13 protein-coding genes are annotated in these 18,155 nt (G+C 67.8%); 4 read left to right on the forward strand and 9 right to left on the reverse strand.

What is annotated here, in order from left to right; all coding sequences use genetic code 11:
- Positions 1-272: 272 nt before the first annotated feature.
- The 6 genes from ACG83_RS45255 to ACG83_RS09100 all read right to left on the reverse strand — a co-directional run bounded on the left by ACG83_RS45255 (position 273) and on the right by ACG83_RS09100 (position 7,952).
- Positions 273-431: a hypothetical protein gene (locus ACG83_RS45255; RefSeq protein ID WP_161934728.1), complete on the reverse strand. Its 159-nt coding sequence runs from the start codon at positions 429-431 to the stop codon at positions 273-275.
- A gap of 1,862 nt (positions 432-2,293) precedes the next feature.
- The gene (locus ACG83_RS44035) at positions 2,294-3,445 is read right to left on the reverse strand and encodes a hypothetical protein (RefSeq protein ID WP_152991297.1); all 1,152 of its coding nucleotides are present in this window, start codon (positions 3,443-3,445) and stop codon (positions 2,294-2,296) included.
- A gap of 143 nt (positions 3,446-3,588) precedes the next feature.
- A complete protein-coding gene (locus ACG83_RS09085) occupies positions 3,589-3,993 on the reverse strand; it encodes a hypothetical protein (RefSeq protein ID WP_054565722.1) in 405 nt (134 codons plus the stop codon).
- Between the two features lie 629 nt (positions 3,994-4,622).
- A complete protein-coding gene (locus ACG83_RS09090) occupies positions 4,623-6,509 on the reverse strand; it encodes a recombinase family protein (protein ID WP_054565723.1) in 1,887 nt (628 codons plus the stop codon).
- 37 nt (positions 6,510-6,546) lie between these two features.
- Positions 6,547-6,993: a hypothetical protein gene (locus ACG83_RS09095; protein WP_369812868.1), complete on the reverse strand. Its 447-nt coding sequence runs from the start codon at positions 6,991-6,993 to the stop codon at positions 6,547-6,549.
- Between the two features lie 107 nt (positions 6,994-7,100).
- On the reverse strand, positions 7,101-7,952 hold the full coding sequence (locus tag ACG83_RS09100; RefSeq protein ID WP_054565724.1) for a hypothetical protein: 852 nt from the start codon (positions 7,950-7,952) through the stop codon (positions 7,101-7,103).
- Positions 7,953-8,076: 124 nt separating this feature from the next.
- Between ACG83_RS09100 and coaE the strand changes: the two genes are divergently transcribed.
- Positions 8,077-8,694: a dephospho-CoA kinase gene (gene coaE / locus ACG83_RS09105; protein WP_083473216.1), complete on the forward strand. Its 618-nt coding sequence runs from the start codon at positions 8,077-8,079 to the stop codon at positions 8,692-8,694.
- 52 nt (positions 8,695-8,746) lie between these two features.
- Here the strand turns inward: coaE and uvrB are convergent, their stop codons facing one another.
- Positions 8,747-10,873: an excinuclease ABC subunit UvrB gene (gene uvrB / locus ACG83_RS09110; RefSeq protein ID WP_054565726.1), complete on the reverse strand. Its 2,127-nt coding sequence runs from the start codon at positions 10,871-10,873 to the stop codon at positions 8,747-8,749.
- Between the two features lie 113 nt (positions 10,874-10,986).
- Positions 10,987-12,852 (reverse strand): helix-turn-helix domain-containing protein, encoded by a 1,866-nt coding sequence (locus tag ACG83_RS09115; RefSeq protein ID WP_054565727.1) that lies wholly within the window; start codon positions 12,850-12,852, stop codon positions 10,987-10,989.
- A 337-nt stretch (positions 12,853-13,189) separates the two neighbouring features.
- Between ACG83_RS09115 and ACG83_RS09120 the strand changes: the two genes are divergently transcribed.
- The 3 genes from ACG83_RS09120 to ACG83_RS09130 all read left to right on the forward strand — a co-directional run bounded on the left by ACG83_RS09120 (position 13,190) and on the right by ACG83_RS09130 (position 17,042).
- Entirely contained in the window at positions 13,190-14,416 is a 1,227-nt protein-coding gene (locus tag ACG83_RS09120) for a hypothetical protein (protein WP_054565728.1), read from the forward strand.
- A gap of 262 nt (positions 14,417-14,678) precedes the next feature.
- Positions 14,679-15,782, forward strand: a complete 1,104-nt coding sequence (locus ACG83_RS09125) for a TerC family protein (RefSeq protein WP_054565729.1) — start codon at positions 14,679-14,681, stop codon at positions 15,780-15,782.
- A gap of 201 nt (positions 15,783-15,983) precedes the next feature.
- Positions 15,984-17,042 (forward strand): glycosyltransferase, encoded by a 1,059-nt coding sequence (locus ACG83_RS09130; RefSeq protein WP_054565730.1) that lies wholly within the window; start codon positions 15,984-15,986, stop codon positions 17,040-17,042.
- Positions 17,043-17,065: 23 nt separating this feature from the next.
- Here the strand turns inward: ACG83_RS09130 and ACG83_RS09135 are convergent, their stop codons facing one another.
- Entirely contained in the window at positions 17,066-17,734 is a 669-nt protein-coding gene (locus ACG83_RS09135; protein ID WP_054566519.1) for an MBL fold metallo-hydrolase, read from the reverse strand.
- Positions 17,735-18,155 lie beyond the last annotated feature (421 nt).

Consider the following 18,155-nt stretch of genomic DNA (forward strand, 5'->3'; position numbering starts at 1 on the left):
GTCCGTGGAGGCGATGCCATGGACAATAACCGGAGGTCTTGTGCGCTCGCCCGCGAGAGGGTTGTAATTCAGCCTCTGCGGCCATACAGGGTGCGGCGCTGACGTCTCGTGCTTCACAGACTTCGGAGTCGGTAGCTGTGTAGAGAGCTCACCCCACGGGAAGGCTGGTTCTACCTGCGCGCCGGTCGGCACAGGCGCACCGAGTTCGGTCTTCAGCCTGCCATCCTGCTTGGATGTCTTTGTACGTCGTGCTGACGGAGGAATTAGGTCAGTCACTTTGGATCCTTCCATAGCCCCGCACCTTCACGCCAGAGCGAGACACCCTCACGAAAGGCAGTCTTGCGGGTAGTTTTCTTCTCTCCCCGGGATTTCGGAAAAGCCGAGGGCTTGAGCGTGATCTTCGGGTGTTCCGTCTTCGGACGCTTCGTCACCGCGCGTCCTTGGGAAAGACTCCGTGTGCAGCCGCGCCCGTGAACTGTGGCGCTGTGGCGATGTGTGCCGCGTTCGGTGGCTGTACCTCTACACGCATATCCCTGAGCGTTGACGCCCGCACGCCGGTATCTGCAGCATCTCGCGCGAGCAATGAAGCTGTGAGACGTGGGTTACTCACTGAACCTCCCGGTATTCCCCGGGCATTTCCCGGGCTGAATCAAGAATACCCCGCGGTGACAATGTGATGATAATCTGAGAATATATTCGTAGACTTGCATGGAGATTCATGATGCCAGCACAAGATAGGATCCGCCCATATGGCTCCTACGGAGCCCGTCGTTTCAGTGTCACAGTCACACCGGCACAGGATGAGTTCCTGACCAGCGTTACTGAGAACACCGGGCAGACAGTGTCAGACCTCGTTCGCTACGCCCTGGACATGTTCATGGATGCTTCCGCGGTCGCGGGTGCGCTCCGTCGAAATGGGGAAGTGGCAGCGTGACCGGCCTCTGCTGTCTCATTGACTGTGCTTCCCCGGACACGATCGTGGTGCCTACATGGATGGGTCCCCGGGTGCTTTGCGTGGATCACATCCCAGAGGGGATGACCCTCGCGTGGCTGTTCTCCGACCTGTACTCAGCGGATGAGCTGAGCGACTGGGAAAGCTCCAATGAGCGCGTGCGGGGATGTCAGCTATGAGATCACCGTGGGGTCGCTCTCGTGAAGCTGAGTTCCTACGAGACCTACCCGGGGGGTATGCAAGACCCGATGACCACCTACCTCGCTGGATAGGGACTAAAGAGCCCACAGCGCGCCCATTCTCGGGCTACGACTTCCAGGACGCAGAGCCGCTGGAAGATGGGGAAGACGCCACCGATGACAGCGTCAAGATCACAGTGAGCGTGCCGCGGGGGATGGCGGAGTGGCTGCGCGACGAAGCGATAGCCGAACGGACGACCGTGGATGATCTGGTGATCTTGGCAGTGTGTTTGCAGGTGCCCGACGACGTCCGCCCGTGGTGAGCCTGGTAGATCCTGTGAGCCTGTTGTCGGCGGGGCTCCCGGTGTCGTGCCAGAAGGCGCCCCGCTGACAGACTCAGACCCGCTTACCCTTTACCTCACCCTCGGATGGGGTATTCCGGGCGTCTACGTGGATGCTGGAGGCCTTTACGGGGGTCTTCGGTGCCGACACATCCGGCGCTGCTGCGTCCTGAGCGGCTGTGCGCTCTGTCTGGTCGTGCTCCGCCTGGTCGCCGTTCATCGACAGCCGCGCGGAAGCCCCCGTGCCCGGGGGAGCCGAGAACGGAAGCTGAGGATCCACCTATCCCGGTCGGTGCGCTCTCGGATCTGGACGCCGGGGGAACTGCTGGTTGGCTGGGAGTCTCCACGCTGGAAGCCACTGCTCCCCCGCTGGGAAGTGACTGCTGAGCGGTAGGTGATGGGGCTGGGAGTGGGGTGTGGGGTTCCGCAGTTGGTCTTTGGGTCTGGTCTTGGTCTTGCCCCTTCCCGTCTGCGACGCCGCAGGCGTTGCTAATACAAGTACCTCTTCAAGAACTTACTACTTCGAATTTTACTCATTCTGGTGCAGGGTGATTTGCCCTGCTCGCCAGCAGGGTGATTTCCCCTCCTCCTGGAGCAGGGTGATTTACCCTCCTCACCTCACGGAGGAGGGTCATTTCCCCTCCTATCGCGTGGGCGTCCGTTGTTGAAGTGGCACACGGGTTGGCACCCGGGTTGGCGGCCGTGCGGGTGTGACCGTGGTCGCTCGGAGGATGGTCGGACACACGAAAGCCCCCGATCCCATGCGGCGGTGGGCGCATCGGATCGGGGGCATTTCCGAGCTGTTCAGTTACGTGGCTCGGCTACGCGGCGAGATCGGCGTCAGAGTCCGCCTGAGATGGTTCCCACTCGGCTCGGGTCGCTTCCAGGTAGTCCGCCGGAAGCGGGATCTGCTCGCTGAGCTTGGAAAGCGTCCACAGGGGATGTGCGCCGTGCCAGTCGTCGCCGTAGGTGTCCGCGTAGACCCGATCTAGTTCTACAAGGTCGGGATATCTGATGAGCGAATTCCAAAAAGCAACCTTGGATTCATCTGAGGACCATTTGCTGTACTCGTCAAGCACCCTGCGGACTATCAATGCGGCATCCAGGTTGCCACTTTTTATTTTTTCCGGCGTACCTCCACCGATGCTCAATGGAACTTGAGCTAGAAGCTCTACCGCTTCGGATATCTCGCTCATGAACAATCCGGCTGGATTCTCCGGCGAACTTCTCGCTCTTTCGTACCGAGATTTCCACATAGCGACAGCGCCACTCATAACCCAGTATTTGTCTATCGGCGCGTCAAAGGAGATGCTACTTGCAAGAACCCCGGGGAAGATCTCTATTTCTTTGCTCGTGCGCACCAGGCGACTAGTGATGCTATCGATGTTTGGTGCTAGTTCCCCTTCTAGCCTCCCCCAGCGCCCATGCATCCATCCGGCTAGCTCGGTTGCCATGTCGTGCGCTTGCTTGCGGGAAATCCCGTGGCTGGTTCCCTGTTTCGCATTCTCAGCGAACCAGCTGATGTGACCAGCGTTGTCCTCCGCGCGAATCTCGGCATTCAGCTTCGCCGCTAGATTTCTCTCCTCCTGGTCGGCGTCACGCAGCAGTGTGATGACGTTGTTTCGCCGAGACCCGTTGTCGCGGGTATCTTTCTCCTGTCGCAGATAGCCTTTGCTTTCCAGGGACTTGAGGATCTTGCCGACTTCGGTTAGGTAGTTCTTACGCTGGCGGTCGGTCGTCTCCTCCGCGTAGAACGCGGGATACAGCATTGCTGCGATCGGTTCCCGCCCCCGGAAGTAGGTTGCCTCCTCGTCGTAGAGACAGGTCTCTAGGAAGGCGAGAACCTTCTGCTCATTCGGGGTCAGATCGGGGGCAGCTAGAGCTCTACGTACCCGCACCACACTCTTCGGCAGCTTGTCCGGGTCTTCCCCACGTAGGATCCAAGTCGACGTGTCGACCTTGGGTTCAGGCATGCTAAAGTTCCTTCAGGCGCATTTGGTGAGACGCCCCGGGGTTCCTGCCCCGGGGCATTTTTAGTTGTCAAGGATCATGGTCTCGCTGCAGGATCGTGTAGCGCAAAGCTAGACCCAGGTTTAGGTATTGACGGTCGGCACAATCAGATCGTGAGCGCTGGGTGAATCTCCCCGCTCGGGTTAGGGAGAATCCAAATGCCTTTGCCGACGTAGCCATCCGGCCACCGTCGACTCTCGGTGCGGATGTGCCCCTTGGCTTCGATCTGACAGAGCAGCTTCGCAACGTTGTCGCGACAGCCCCGCGCCCGAAGCAGGAACTCATCCCGGGTTTCGCCATCGGGCATGCCGTAGAGCATGACCCCCAGCAGAGTGAGACTCTGCCGGAACGGCTGTTCATACAGCGCCATCGTCGCGAGAGCCAGTCGCTCCATCGGGGTGAGGTCGGACCGGAGCACCGCATTTCGGGCGCCGTGCACAACCCGCGCGAGAAGAGTGTCGTGTACCTCGTGGGCGCACAGCTCCTCGTATGCCCTATCGATGTCGTCCATTCCTGCGCCTTCCTGCCACGTGCGCCACTCAGGGGCACTTCGGTGGGATGCGGCCATTTAAGCCGACAGGAAGCTGGTACGGAAAGGGTCTTCGGTGTCGTTGATCTCGCACCGAAAATGGGGAACGGAGAGGCTCGCTGCACCGTTGCAACGGGTGAGTTCAACAGCGGCGGACCATATACGTTCTAAATCTCGTAGGTGCCGCTGTCGGGGCCATGTTATCCCTTGCCCGCGGTTACGCACCGTTACTACTTTCATGATCAATGGTGCGTTCCGTATTTCCGGGGCGCCACCTGTGGCGTAACGGCCCTGATCTGGTCGCTGAGCCCACGAATACGGTCCCGGGGCTTCCGCTCTAGGCGCCTCGCGCTAGGTGCTCTCCGTGGTTCTCAGGGGCTCCTGTGGACTTTCCGCCGGGCGGACGGGTCTCCCTGACGCGTGGTTACGCTGTAGACGTCACTGTGTCCGCGAGTGGACTGCCCGGGGGATACCAGCTGTGCTCAGCTGACTACAGCTGCATGACCCCGGACACGACGAAGCCCCCGCCGGGCGCCTGGGGGCGACTATCGACGGGGGCTGTCTGGCGCGGGGATGCCTGCCGGGGAATGCCTCCGGGGGGACCGCGGCGGTCAGCGCTCCGTGACGTCGTAGAGCTCCTCCGGGTCGTACATCGGCTCTTCCGACTCCCGCGCTCGTCTCCGGAGCTCCTGCGACTTCAAGACCCCCTGCGCCCAGTACGGGGCAGCGAAGAAATCCCGCTTCCTGCCGTCAGCTTCAGTGGACGCGTCCGGAGAGGTATCGGAGTCTTCGTCCCACATCGATGCCCAGTACAGCAGGCGCTCCACCATGGAATCCGAGAGGGCAAGCTCGCCCGCGGCGTCACGCGGCGCGTCGGGGTCCTCTTTGATCCCCCGGAGCCACGCGGCCACCCGATCCCACCCTGGCGCCCGATCTACGAGAAGATCGTTCAAGGCCGGGCTGAGTTCCTCGGTGAAATGCGGAGTGAAGCGGCGCCGGTCCCATGGACCCCATCCCTGGGTTCCGGGCGTGATGTCGATGTACTTGAAGACTCCGAAGATGACGTTCCGGATCTCTTCGTAAGGAAGCGACCGCCAGGTTGCGGCTACCCCAAGACTTATTACCGGCTTCTCGCCTGCCCGGACACGATCCCGGGCTAGTTTAATCTCCCGCTCCTTTTGTTCGAGGGACTCCGCGCGGATCCCTGCAAGTCGGAGAGGTAGTCCTTTGTCGACCTCGGCGTTGAGTTCTTTGAGGTCGCTTTCAATCTTTGCGAGTTCTGCGTCGAAATCGCGAGCCTCTGCCGTACGGCGCCGGAGCGGGGCAGACAGAACGAATCGGTCGATGAGTTCGCCGACGTATTCCCAGGTCTCGTCATAGGACACTGTCAGCTTGTGATTCGCAGGGCAGGGGCGTGCGCGTCCTTTGGCGGGATGCCGGATATACGACGTCGTCTTGCTCTTTGACTGGTTGCGGTAGAGGGGCTGTTGGCACGCTGCGCAGCGAAAGAGCCCGGCTGTCTCGTTTACCCCGTCGTGCGGGTTGACACGGTTCGGGTTCTTGATCTGCCCCTTGATCACGTCCTGAGCGGTGCTCCAGGTCGCGTAATCGACGATCGGCGGGAACTGCTGTTCTTCGGGTTGGACGTCGGGAATTTCCCAGACCCCGTCAACCTTCACCGCGTAGAGCCCGCATGCCCGGGGGTTCGTGACGATCGCGGTAATTGTTCCGTCCGTCCAGAAGTCGCCCCGTCGTGGCTTCACGCCCGCGAGGTTGAGGTCTCTGGCGATCGTGTTCCGGGACTGTCCTCGGTTGATGGCCGCGAACATGGCTTCTACGTGGGTACCCTCGGTTTCCTCGACGTGCCACCGGAAACGGACCACGTGACGGTTACCGATCTGGACGGTGTACGGCTCTCTACGCCACCCGTAGGGGGCAGGTCCACCTGTCCAGCGCTGTCGTTCCCGCAGGCGCGCGTGAGACTTTGTGACCCGCTCCGAGACCTTCTCTGACTCCCGGATCGCGTCGTGCAGCTCCTGGCGGAAGCGGTTCCGGCTGTCCGGATCGGCGAAGTCGTACGTGGTGCCTTCCGGAACCTTCACCACCTTGCCCTTGATGCGGGTCATCAGGCCCATGAACGCCCCGCCGGTCTCGTCCTGGCGAGAGATGCGGGTGATCTCTGTGACCAAGAGCACCTTGACGCCGGTCGTCCGCAGCGCGTCGCACAGGCTGTCGAATCCAGGCCGGTCAACGTCGTATTTGCTCGCTGACACAGAGTTGTCGACGAAGTGTCGTAGGACGTCATAGCCAAGTCGCGGACTGTGTTCCTCGATGTCGGCTCGCTGCTCCTCGACGCGGCGTCGCTGCCCGTCGCGGTCCCGAGACAGCCGTTCGTACCCGAACGCGGGCTCAGGGTCCGGTGGGACACCGAACGGCATGAACACGGGCACGTCGGGGGGCGCGTCCGGGGGCGTGTCGCGGGGGGCATCGGCTGACATGGTTCACCATCATGCCGTAAGGTGGTAGTGATCGGTATTACGCGTTGTCGTAATGGCTGCCGTAGTGGACCGTCGCGAGTAGGGCCATACCGTCGTCGTCGATGGAATCCCGACCGTAGGTGGCTCGGAAGAACTCGAACGTGGCACCGAGCCCGTCATACGCCTCGTTCACGGCGGTGTCGTCGACCGGGTTGTCACCCTCGGCGCGCACCGTCACACCGGGCAGCTCCTCGGCTTCCTTCGCGTCGCCGACGGTGCGGCGCGGGCCGCTGGTCGGGCCGCTGGCCGGGGTGAGGCGAGGCGGTGCCGCCGTGCGCTGCGCCGCGCGCAGGAAGGCGTTGTGCACTCGCACGGTGCGATGGGACGCGTCCTGGGCCATGGTGGAAAGGGCCCAGGACCGCTGCTCGTCGTTTCCGTTGCGTGCGATGCGCTCCAACACGTGCGGCGGCACGGCACAGGGTGCGCAACGACGATGAACGCTCATCGGGAGACTCCTCATCAGGCGACGCTCCATCGGGTGACGCCGTCGCAGTGGGCAGTGCTCGCCGGGTCGCTCGGGATGGAATGACCCGTCGCAGTCGACCTTTGTCGCTACGCGGGTTGATGTCCAGACTGATCGTTGTGTCCCTTTGTGCCGCCCTTGTGGATTCGTCGGTTGATCAGTAGCGCCAGGGTGTGGACCGCCGCCACCGCGATCCCGCCGAGGATCAGCATCCCGGCATGGTCGTCCAACCAGCGGACGAGGTCCTGCGTCCAGGGTGCGAGCGCGCTGCCGGCTGACAGGTAGAGCGCGGCCGAGATGGCCGACCCGGGGACGACGAACCGCAGGAAGCGCCGTAGTGGCACGGACCCTGCGCCCAGCGCCGCGTCGACGGCGAGGTTGGTGTTCACGAGGCAGAACCACAGCAGGCCGCGCTGCGCTCCGTGCCGGGAGAGCGCGGCCACCAGCCGGCTGGTGCCGACCCGGCGCAACAGCAACGACTGAACGTTGTGGCGGGCGAGGCCGAAGTAACCGACGTCCAGCGCGGCCCGGAACACCGTCGCGACCAGCAGCGCGGGGACGAACGCGACCTCACCGCCGACGAGGAGCAGGACCGACACCGTCGGTCGCATCGCGATGAGCAGCAGTGGGGCGGAGCTCGCCAACGCGGGCAGGAACGCGAGGCCAAGCCCGCCGGCGCCCAACAGCGCGCCGGTCAGCAGCGTCGGCCACAGCCGGGTGATGAGCCGGGCAGGCACCCGACCGCCCTGGCCGGCGGCGCCGTCCCGACCGGTGAGGCGGTTGTGACCGGTGGCGCCGTGCGGGTCGGTGGCGCTGTGCGGGTCGGCGGCGCTGTGCGAGTCCGCGGCGCCGTGCGGGTCGGTGGCGCCATGCCGCCGGTTGGCGACGCCGTGCCGGCTGGTCAGGTCGTCCGGTGTCGTGCCGGTCGGGTGCGGCTCCACTCGTCCAGTCTTACCCGGCGTCCGGGCCTGTTCCGGTCCGCACCTCTGGTGGTCCTCGCCGCCTTCGGCTGACCTGCAGGACCGCCGCCGCCGTGCGCCGCCTGGCACACTCACCTACGTGCTGATGGTGGGCCTTACGGGCGGTATCGGGTCGGGCAAGAGCGCCGTGTCGGAACTCCTGGTGGGTTACGGCGCCTACCTGGTGGACGCGGACCGCATCGCTCGGGAGGTCGTCGAGCCCGGCAGCGAGGGCCTGGCCGCGGTCGTCGCCGCCTTCGGCCCGGCGATGCTGGGGCCGGACGGCGCGCTGGACCGGGCGGCTCTGGGCCAGGTGGTGTTCGCGGACGAGACGAGCCGTCGGCGGCTGGAATCGATCACCCATCCCCTGATCCGGGCGACGATGGAGCGGCGGATCGCCGCGGCCCCGGCGGACGCGATCGTGATCCATGATGTGCCGCTGCTCGTCGAGGGTGGCTCGCATGGAGGCTACGACCTTGTCCTCGTGGTCGAGGCGCCGCGGGAGCTCCGCCTGGAGCGACTGGCCCGACGTGGCCTTCCGCGTGACCAGGCCGAGGCCAGGATGGCGGCCCAGGCCACCGACGAACGGCGACGCGCCGTCGCCGACATCCTCATCGACAACGGCGGGTCGATCGACGACCTGGGCGCACGGGTGCGGGAGGTCTGGCAGGAGCTGCTCCGGCGCCGCGACGCCGCCCCCGCCGGCGCAGCCGGCCCCGCGTAGGCCGAGCCGGCCGCGCGCCGGTCCACGAGACGCCGGCCTACGCGCCAGCGGCCTACGAGACGCCGGCGGCGTCCATGCCGCGCAGCTCCTTCTTCAGCTCGCTGATCTCGTCGCGCAGCCGGGCGGCGAGCTCGAACTGCAGCTCCTTCGCCGCCTCGTGCATCTGGTCGTCGAGCTGGCGGATGAGCTGCGCCAGCTCTCCACGCGGCATCCCGGCGAGCTCGGCGGCGTAGCGGCCGACCGTGTCACCGGCCTTCGACTTCATGCCGGGCGCGGGAGCCTTGCCGCGGGACTGTGCCCGACCGCCACCGCCGATCATCTCGCCGCCCGCCGTCTCCCGCACCATGTCGTCGAGGATGTCGACGACCTTCTTGCGCAGCGGCTGCGGGTCGAGCCCACGCTCGGTGTTGTAGGCGATCTGCTTCTCGCGGCGCCGGTTCGTCTCCTCGATGGCATGGCTCATCGAGGGCGTGATCTTGTCCGCATACATGTGGACCTGGCCGGAGACGTTACGGGCGGCCCGCCCGATGGTCTGGATGAGCGACTTGTCCGACCGCAGGAAGCCCTCCTTGTCCGCGTCGAGGATCGCGACGAGCGACACCTCGGGCAGGTCGAGGCCCTCCCGCAGCAGGTTGATGCCGACGAGGACGTCGAACTCGCCGCGGCGCAGGTCGGTCAGCAGCTCGACCCGGCGCAGGGTGTCGACCTCGCTGTGCAGGTACCGCACCCGGATGCCGAGCTCCAGCAGGTAGTCGGTGAGATCCTCGGCCATCTTCTTGGTCAGCGTGGTGACGAGGATCCGCTCGTCGCGCTCGGCACGCAGGCGGATCTCATGGACCAGGTCGTCGATCTGGCCCTTGGTCGGCTTGAGGATGATCTCCGGGTCGAGCAGCCCGGTCGGACGGATGATCTGCTCCACGACGCCGTCACCGCGCCCCAGCTCGTACGGGCCCGGTGTCGCGGAGAGATACACCGTCTGCCCGATCCGCTCCAGGAACTCCTCCCAGCGCAGCGGGCGGTTGTCCACCGCGCTCGGCAGCCGGAAGCCGTGGTCGACGAGGTTGCGCTTGCGCGACATGTCGCCCTCGTACATCCCGCCGATCTGCGGCACCGTGACGTGCGACTCGTCGATGACGAGGAGGAAGTCCTCCGGGAAGTAGTCGAGCAGCGTGTGCGGCGGGGTGCCCGCGGCGCGGCCGTCGATGTGCCGGGAGTAGTTCTCGATCCCGGAGCAGAAGCCGACCTGGCGCATCATCTCGATGTCGTAGCTGGTCCGCATCCGCAGCCGTTGGGCCTCCAGCAGCTTGCTCTGGCGCTCCAGCTCGTCGAGCCGCCCGGTGAGCTCGGCCTCGATGCCGGTGATCGCCCGCTCCATGCGCTCGGGCCCGGCGACGTAGTGCGTCGCCGGGAAGACGAAGACCTCCTCCGCCTCGCGGACGATCTCACCGGTGAGCGGGTGCAGGTATGACAGGCGCTCGATCTCGTCGCCGAACATCTCGATCCGGACCGCGAGCTCCTCGTACACGGGGAACACCTCGACGGTGTCCCCCCGGACGCGGAACGTTCCGCGGGTGAAGGCGACGTCGTTGCGCGCGTACTGGACGTCCACAAAACGGCGCAGCAGCCGTTCGTGCCCGAACTCGTCGCCCACCCGCAGGCGCACCATCCGGTCGATGTACTCCTGCGGGGTGCCCAGGCCGTAGATGCAGCTCACGCTGGCCACCACGATCACGTCACGGCGGGTGAGCAGGTTCATCGTCGCGGAGTGCCGCAGGCGCTCGACCTCCTCGTTGATCGAGGAGTCCTTCTCGATGTACGTGTCCGTCTGGGCGATGTACGCCTCGGGCTGGTAGTAGTCGTAGTAGGACACGAAGTACTCGACGGCGTTGTGCGGGAGCAGCTCCCGGAACTCGTTCGCGAGCTGGGCCGCCAGCGTCTTGTTCGGAGCCATGACGAGGGTCGGCCGCTGCAGCCGCTCCACCAGCCACGCGGTCGTCGCCGACTTGCCGGTTCCGGTCGCGCCGAGGAGCACGACGTCCTTCTCCCCGGCCTGGATGCGGCGGGCGAGATCGTCGATCGCCGCCGGCTGGTCACCAGCCGGGGCGAACTCCGAGACGACCTGGAACGGCGCCGCCGAGCGTTGCAGGTCCGTCGTGGGGCGTTCGAACGTTGTGCTCACGATTTCCAGAACACCACACGCCACCGACAGTTTCCCGACCGCGTCGCCGGGCCCGCCCCGATCAGGTCGTTCCGACCGCCCGACCCGGCCGCCCGGGCGGTCGTCCGGCTTGATCAGCTGCCCGGATCGCCCGCCCGCCGCCGGAACGCGCCCTCCCAGTCGATCAGACGCGCGCCGATCACCGCGGTCTGCAGCACGTAACGGTCGGTCGGCGAGGTCGGGTCGTGCTTCGTCAGCGCGTGGATGCGGTCCAGCCGGTAGGTGAGCGCCCGGACGGACAGATGCAGCCGCCGGGCGGCCGCCAGTGCCACCCCGCCGGTCGCGAAATAGGCGTCGAGGGTCTCGATCAGCGGTGCCGCCCCGCCCCGCGCCGACCGCAGCGGGCTCAGCACCGTGTCGACGAGCTCCTCGAGCGGTTCCCGGTCCCGCAGGAGGACCTTGTAGATCAGCAGGTCGTCGGTGTGCACGACCTGGCCGTCCAACCGCATCCGCCCGGCGAGCTCGACGGCGTTGCGCGCCTCCTCGAAGCTGATCCGAACCCCGGCCACGCCGCTGCGGGCCCGGCTCACCCCGAGCCGCCAGACCAGTTCCGGCTCGACCGCCAGCCGCCGGGTGATCGCCCGGATCGCGGCGGCCGGAGCGGCCTCGGCTGGCGCGATGCCGGGCATCGGGACGAAGCCGACGTCCCCGGCCGCCGGCGGGTCCAGCCGCCGCCGACCGCGGGGCGCGGTGGTCCGGGGGGACGTCCGGTCGGCGGCGGTCGGACGGTCGATCCGAGGGTGTCCGGAACCACCGTCCGCGCGGGTGTGGACGGTGGGGCCGCGCCCGGGGGGCGGGGCGGCGACGACCTGGCCCGACCGGACCACGCCGCCTCCGGGTCCGGCGCCTCCGGGTCCGCCGCCTCCGGGTCCGGCGCCTCCGGGTCCGCCGCCTCCGGGTCCGGCGCCACCGGGCCCGGCCGAGTGGCCGTCGCCGTCGATCCCGCCGTGCTCGTGCCCGTGTTCCTGGCGGTGCGCGTCGCCCTGGTCGGCACTGTCGCTTCCGGCCTCAGCTCTGGTGGCAGTGCCAGAGCCGTCGTCGGCGTCGATCCCGGTGCCGGCGGCGTCCGCATGGAGGCCGGCCGCGCTCAGCGCCACCGGGAGGGTCAGCTCGGACTCCTGCGGTACGACGCAGACGAGCAGGCCGTCCTTCGTCGCGACCAGCGGCTCCGTCGGGCACTGCCGGCGCAGCGTCTCCTCGATCTCGCGGACCACGGCGCGGCCGTCCAGGAAACGCCGGCTCCCGGCGGACACGAGCAGGACATGGGGAGCCTCCAGCCGGAACCCGAACGCCGCGGCTCGCTCCAGCAGCAGCCCCACCTCCGAGGTGCCGGTCAGCAGGTCGTCGACCAGCTCGCGGCGCAGCGCCTCCTCCGAGCGTGCGCGGGCCGTCCGAGCGCGCTCATAGCCCTCGCACACCGCCGCGACCACGTCGTCGCTGGCACGCAGGACGGCGGAGGCCGCCGCGCGGGTACGTGAGACGGCGCCGACAGTCGGCCCTGTGCCAGTGGGCTTTCCGGTTGCCTCGGCGGACCCTCCGGTTGCCTCGGCGGGCCGGCCGGCCGCCTCGCGCGGCTGCGGGCCGTGCGCCGAGGACCGGGCCAGGCGATCGGCCTGCCGGACGGTGGGCAGCGACGGCCAGACCCGCCAGGTCGCCGACAGGTAGAGGTCGACGAGCGCGGGCAGCGAGGCTCCGGACTCGGCGGCGGCCTGGCCGAGGGCCCGGAACGTGTCGAGCTCGGCCCGGGTCAGCCTCCGCCCGCTGTCCGCGGTGGAGGCGAGAACGTCGAGGTAGCTGCCCAGCAGCCCGGCGTGCAGGCGGGCATCGGCGGCAGCCAGCACGGCAGCCCGGGGCAGCCGGGTGAGGCTCGTGCCAGGCAGCCCCGTGACCTGCACTTCGTGCTCGATGGGCCACCCAGGGCGTTGGTCGGTGTCTGCCACAGCTCTCGTGTCTCCCCCCGTCGGGCTGCCGAGTGTCGGCAAGGAAATCGTAGACAAAGTCGCGGAGTCCGGACGGTGTCTGCCGGGACGTCGAAGGGCAGGCTGAGCGTTGAGCCTGGTGACGGGCATTGGACGAGCCGCGGCGAGGCCTCGGCGCGGCGGTGCGCGGGCCCAGGTGCTGTGCGGGCCAGAGGTACCAGTGCCGCTGCTCGGCTTCTCGGGCGCAGGCAGGTGGCATCCACCGGCTCGACCGGAGGCCACCCGGCCCGACTCCTCGCAGGCGTAAGCAGCCCGGACGGAAGTGACAGAAGTGAAAGGGAAAGGATCAGACCGCGACATGTTCGCGAAGACCGGCCCACGTGACACCGCGCATACCCCCGTCGCGGTGCGCCCGGGTCTATTCGTGTCCGTAACGATCGTGACGGTCGTGCTGGCCGCGTTCACCCTCCCGGCAACCGCGCCGGACCGGCCGGGATTCGCGTACTTCAGCGGTGGCGTGATCGGAGCTGGCCTGCTGGTCGTGCTGCTGCTGGCGGCCGACCTCGCTCGTGCCGCAGCCGCGCGCCGTGCGGGGATCAAGGTGGTCGGCATCACGCTCGGTGCCTTCGGTAGCCGTCTCGTGCTCGCTCCGGCACAACGGGGTGGGGTCTCGGACGGCCTCGGTACCTCCGAGCCACTCACGCCCGGTACCGACGACCCCGCCGCCGACGCCGCCATCGCCCGGGCCGGCCTGACCGTCACCGCGCTGGTCGGAGCCGTCCTGGTCGCAGCCGGAGCGCTCGCGCCCGCCGGCACGCTGGAGCTGCTCGGCGAGGTCGCCCTGTGGGTCGGAACGTTCGCCCTGCTCATCACCGTGGTCGACCTGCTGCCAGCGCCGCGCAGCGCGGGAGGCCGCATCCTCGCGGCCCGCGTCGTTCGCCGTACCGGTGACAAGGCCGCCGCCGCGGCGGCGGTGGCCCGCGCCGGCGTCATCACCGGGTGGACGCTGATCGCTCTCGGTGTCGTGGCTGTCCTGCTGATCGGGCTGGTCGGCCTGTGGGCGGTTCTGCTCGGCTGGCTGGCGCTCGGCAGCTCACGGGTCGCGCAGGCGCAGCAGAAGGCGACGACCGCGCTGAGTGGCGTGTTCGTGCGGGATGTGATGGTGCCGGCGCCGCCTTCACTGCAGGCCTGGAAGACGGTGGGCAGTGCCCTGGAGGAGACCGTGATCCCCTCCGGCGGCTCGGTGTTCGCGGTGCGCGACTTCGCGGGTCCGCTGCTGGGAGTGGTACTGCTGCGGGATCTGGCCGCCGTTCCCGCGGACGATCGTGGCCTGGCCCGTGTCACCCGGGTGGCGATCCCGCTGGACCGGGTCGCGGTCGCCCGGCCGGACGAGCCGCTGGCCAGCGTCACCTCGCGGCTGGCGCAACGCCCCGCCGCGGGCGTGATCGTGGTCGTGGAATCCGGTGCCGACGGCGGGCAGGAGATGGTGGGCACCGTGGGGCCGGGTGAGATCGCCAGGGCTCTGGAGGCCTCGCCGCTGCACGGCCGCGTGGTCTCGCCTGTGGGCTTCGGCCGCCGCCGCTGAGCCCACCTCAAGAGCCTCTCACACCCTCAACGCCTCACACCCTCAACGGCTCTCGGGCCCTCGAAGCCCTTCAGCGAGCTGCCGCACCTTCGACGCACCCCTGCAGCGCTCCTTACGACCCAACGCATGCGGATGTCCCGTACCGCGTCGGCGGTGAACCTGCTCTGGCCGGCTGCCGGCAAAGGCGCCCGGCTGGCCAGAGCGATGACCTCCACGTCCCCGAGCCACCCGCATCTCAAGAAAGCATTCCGGAGGATTTTCCGTGCACGTACCAGTCTGGGCCTGGGCCGCCTTCGTCGGCGGCCTGCTCCTGCTCCTGGCGATCGACCTGCTGGCTCATCGGAAGGCGCATGTCATCGGCTTCCGTGAAGCCGCGTGGTGGAGTGTCGGATGGGTGTCCCTGGGAATCACCTTCGCCTTCGTCATCTGGGCGTGGCAGGGGCCGGGTGCCGCCGGCGAGTACACGGCGGCGTATCTGCTCGAGAAGAGCCTGTCCGTTGACAACCTGTTTGTCTTCGCGCTGATCTTCTCGTACTTCAAGGTCCCTCGTGAATATCAGCACAGGGTACTTTTCTACGGTGTGCTCGGCGCGCTCGTGCTGCGTTTCATCTTCATCGCCGCCGGCATCACGCTGCTGGAGCACTTCAGTTTCGTCATCTACATCTTTGGTGCATTTCTCCTGTTCACCGCGTTCAAGATGGTCCGTGACGACGGTGTGGACATGGACCCGGGTCAGAGCAGAGCGGTCAAGCTGCTGCGCAAGGTGATGCCGGTGACGGATTCCTACGAGGGCCAGCATTTCGTGCTGCGTAGGGCTGGGAAGCTCGTCGCCACCCCGCTGCTCGCGGTCCTGGTCGCCATCGAGACGGCCGACGTCCTGTTCGCCTTCGACTCCGTGCCGGCGGCGCTGGGCGTGACGAACGAGACCTTCCTCGTCTACACGGCGAACGCGCTGGCGATTCTCGGTCTGCGGTCGCTCTTCTTCCTGCTGTCCGGCCTGATGGAGAAGTTCCACCACCTTGCCACCGGTCTGGCCGTCATTCTCGCGTTCATCGGTGTCAAGATGCTCCTCACCGATGTCTGGCACATGCCGATCTGGCTGTCGCTGACGGTCATCGCCGTGGTGCTCGCCGGTTCGATCACCTGGTCGCTGGCGACGGCCCCGCCCTCCGATGCGGACGGCGACGGAGCCGACGGAGGTGCTGCTGGTGCCGGTGCTGCTGGTGCCGGTGCCGGTGCCGGTGCTGGTGCCGGCGTTGCGGCGGGATCCGGGCCCGCGGCGGTGACCTCGCCGGACGCGGCCGACTCCGCCTCCGACGGGCTCTCGAAGCGACCCGCGTCGCAGGTCGGCGAACAGGCCCGTTGACCTGTCCGGGTGTGTCCGGGTGGCGGTCGGCAAGGCTGCCACCCGGACCGGCGGGAGGCCCGGAAATGATTGATACGAATTAGTGGCTGGGTGACGCGCCGATTGTCCTGTGCTCGCCCGGGCAACGCTCACGTTAGTGTTTCGACACAGCAGGGATCGCCCGAGCGCCCTGAATCCGTCCCCTCCCGTCCAAGGCGGACTATGCACAACTTTCTGGCAGTCGTTGTTTCCTATGGTGGATCGCCGCAGCTGCACTGCCTGCTGTCGGCACTGGCCGGTGTCGCGGGATGCCGGGTAACCCTGGTGGAGAACCGGGGCGGAACGGAGCACGAGGGCCTGCCGGCCGACGTCGAACTATACGACGGGCACGGGAATGTCGGATATGGCACGGCTGTGAACATCGCCGTGCGGGGATCGCTGGCAGCGGACGGATCGCGCCGACCGGTGGGCGGCCCCGCCCCCGAGCGGCCCGAGTGGATTCTTGTCGTCAACAGCGATGTGACCGTTCCGGCCGGGACCTGCGAGCAGTTGCCCGAGCTGCTCGCATCGGTACCGGTGGGGACGGATGCCCTGGGATTTCCGCTGCGTGCCGAGAACGGGGGCCCCGGCCGGGGGACGGCAGTCCTGCCGAACACCCGCACGAACGCGTACGTCGCGGTGCGGGGCGAGGCCGCGGCAGTGGCCCGCTGGCCCGATCTCCGCTACCCGGTGGGTGCGTTCTTCGCGATCCGAACCAGTGCCTTCCTGCGGCTGGGGGGATTTGATCCGTCCTACTGGATGTACTACGAGGAGACGGATCTGTTCGCCCGGCTGCACGCGGCGGGGGGCAGGGTCGGCTGGGCCGACGACCGATGCCAGGTGGCCCATGTGGGCGGCGGGACCGTCGGCCGGGCCGGTTTGTTGTACGCCGAACTGGGCCGTTCCGCCGTGATCTACGCTCGTCGGCACCGTGCGACGCTGGGGCGCGGCTGGCTGGCGGTGCACGTCGGGCAGCTTGTCGTGCTCGCCCTGCGCAAGCTCGCCGCCGGCCGGACGCACGACGCGCGTCGCGCCATGCGGATCCTCGCCGGCCTCGCCGTCGGCATCGCTCAACCAGGCCGGGAGCCCGCCACCACGTCCCGGTGGCGCGCGGTGCCGTCGGCGCGACGTCGCGAGCTGGGTCGTATCGACCCCGAGACGTTGGGAACGGGCGCCGCGGTGAGGCTTCCCCGGCCCCGGTCCGCCGTCTCGCCCACGTCGTGGGTGACAGCCGACCACTGAGTCCGGTCACCACCAGCGTCCGGTCACCAGCCGCGGGCGCGCCATTCGGCCAGGTGCGGGCGCTCGACACCGAGCGTCGTGTCCTTTCCGTGGCCTGGATAGATCCACGTCGTGTCCGGGAGCGGGCGGAAGATCTTGGCTTCCAGGCCGCCCATCAAGGTGTTGAAGGCCTTCGCGTCGCCGAAGGTGTTCCCGGGGCCGCCGGGGAACAGGCAGTCACCGGTGAACAGGTGCGGAGCGCCGTCGCCCTGGTCGTAGAGCAGCGCGACCGAGCCGGGCGTGTGCCCGACCAGGTGCACGACCCGCAGGGTGACCTCACCGACCCGCACCTCGTCGCCGTCGGAGACCGGGTCGGTCGTCGGGACGGGGATCTCGGGCGCGTCCAGCGGATGCGCGATGGTCCGGGCGCCGGTGGCGGCCACGACGTCCACCAGCGCCTGGACGTGGTCACCGTGGCGGTGGGTCGTCACCACGGTGCCCAGCCCGGTGTCCCCGATGAGGCGCAGCAGGGTGCCCGTCTCGTTCGCCGCGTCGATGAGGAGCTGCTCGCCGGTGGCGGCGCAGCGCAGCAGGTAACAGTTGTTGTCGAAGGGGCCGACGGCCACCTTGGTGATCGTGAGGTCCGGCAGCTCCCGCACGTCGGCGGGCCCGCCGACGGTGACGTCGCCCGTGTAGCCGGCGCCGATGTTCATACGGTTCTCCTCGATCTTCTCCGTGGCCCCAGGCCGGCAGACCATGGCCGGGGACCGTCGCGGCCGCGACGGGCTGGGGCGGGAATGACTCGCGGGCTCCCTTCATTCTCATCGGTGTGTCTGCTGGGTGTCTCCGTCCGGGGGGCGCTCGGGTGTGGCCCGTCGGTCCGGCGCCGATGGGCTTGTGGCCTGGTTGTCGCCGCCCGTCCGGGGCGGCGGTGCTGTTGCGAGCCACTTCGGCGGGGCGTGTAGCGTCGTCGGTGTTCGAACGCGCGTTTGGTCGCGATCGGTAGCCGGCCAGGTTCGGGCGACCCCGACCAACGGCACCGGCGGCATCGCCGGCGCCGGCGCGACCAGCACCGACAGCGCCACCAGCACCGACAGCGCAACCACCGACAGCGAAGTCCAGCAACCGATCGAG

This window comes from Frankia sp. R43, from assembly GCF_001306465.1.
In the GTDB taxonomy this organism is placed as follows: domain Bacteria; phylum Actinomycetota; class Actinomycetes; order Frankiales; family Frankiaceae; genus Parafrankia; species Parafrankia irregularis.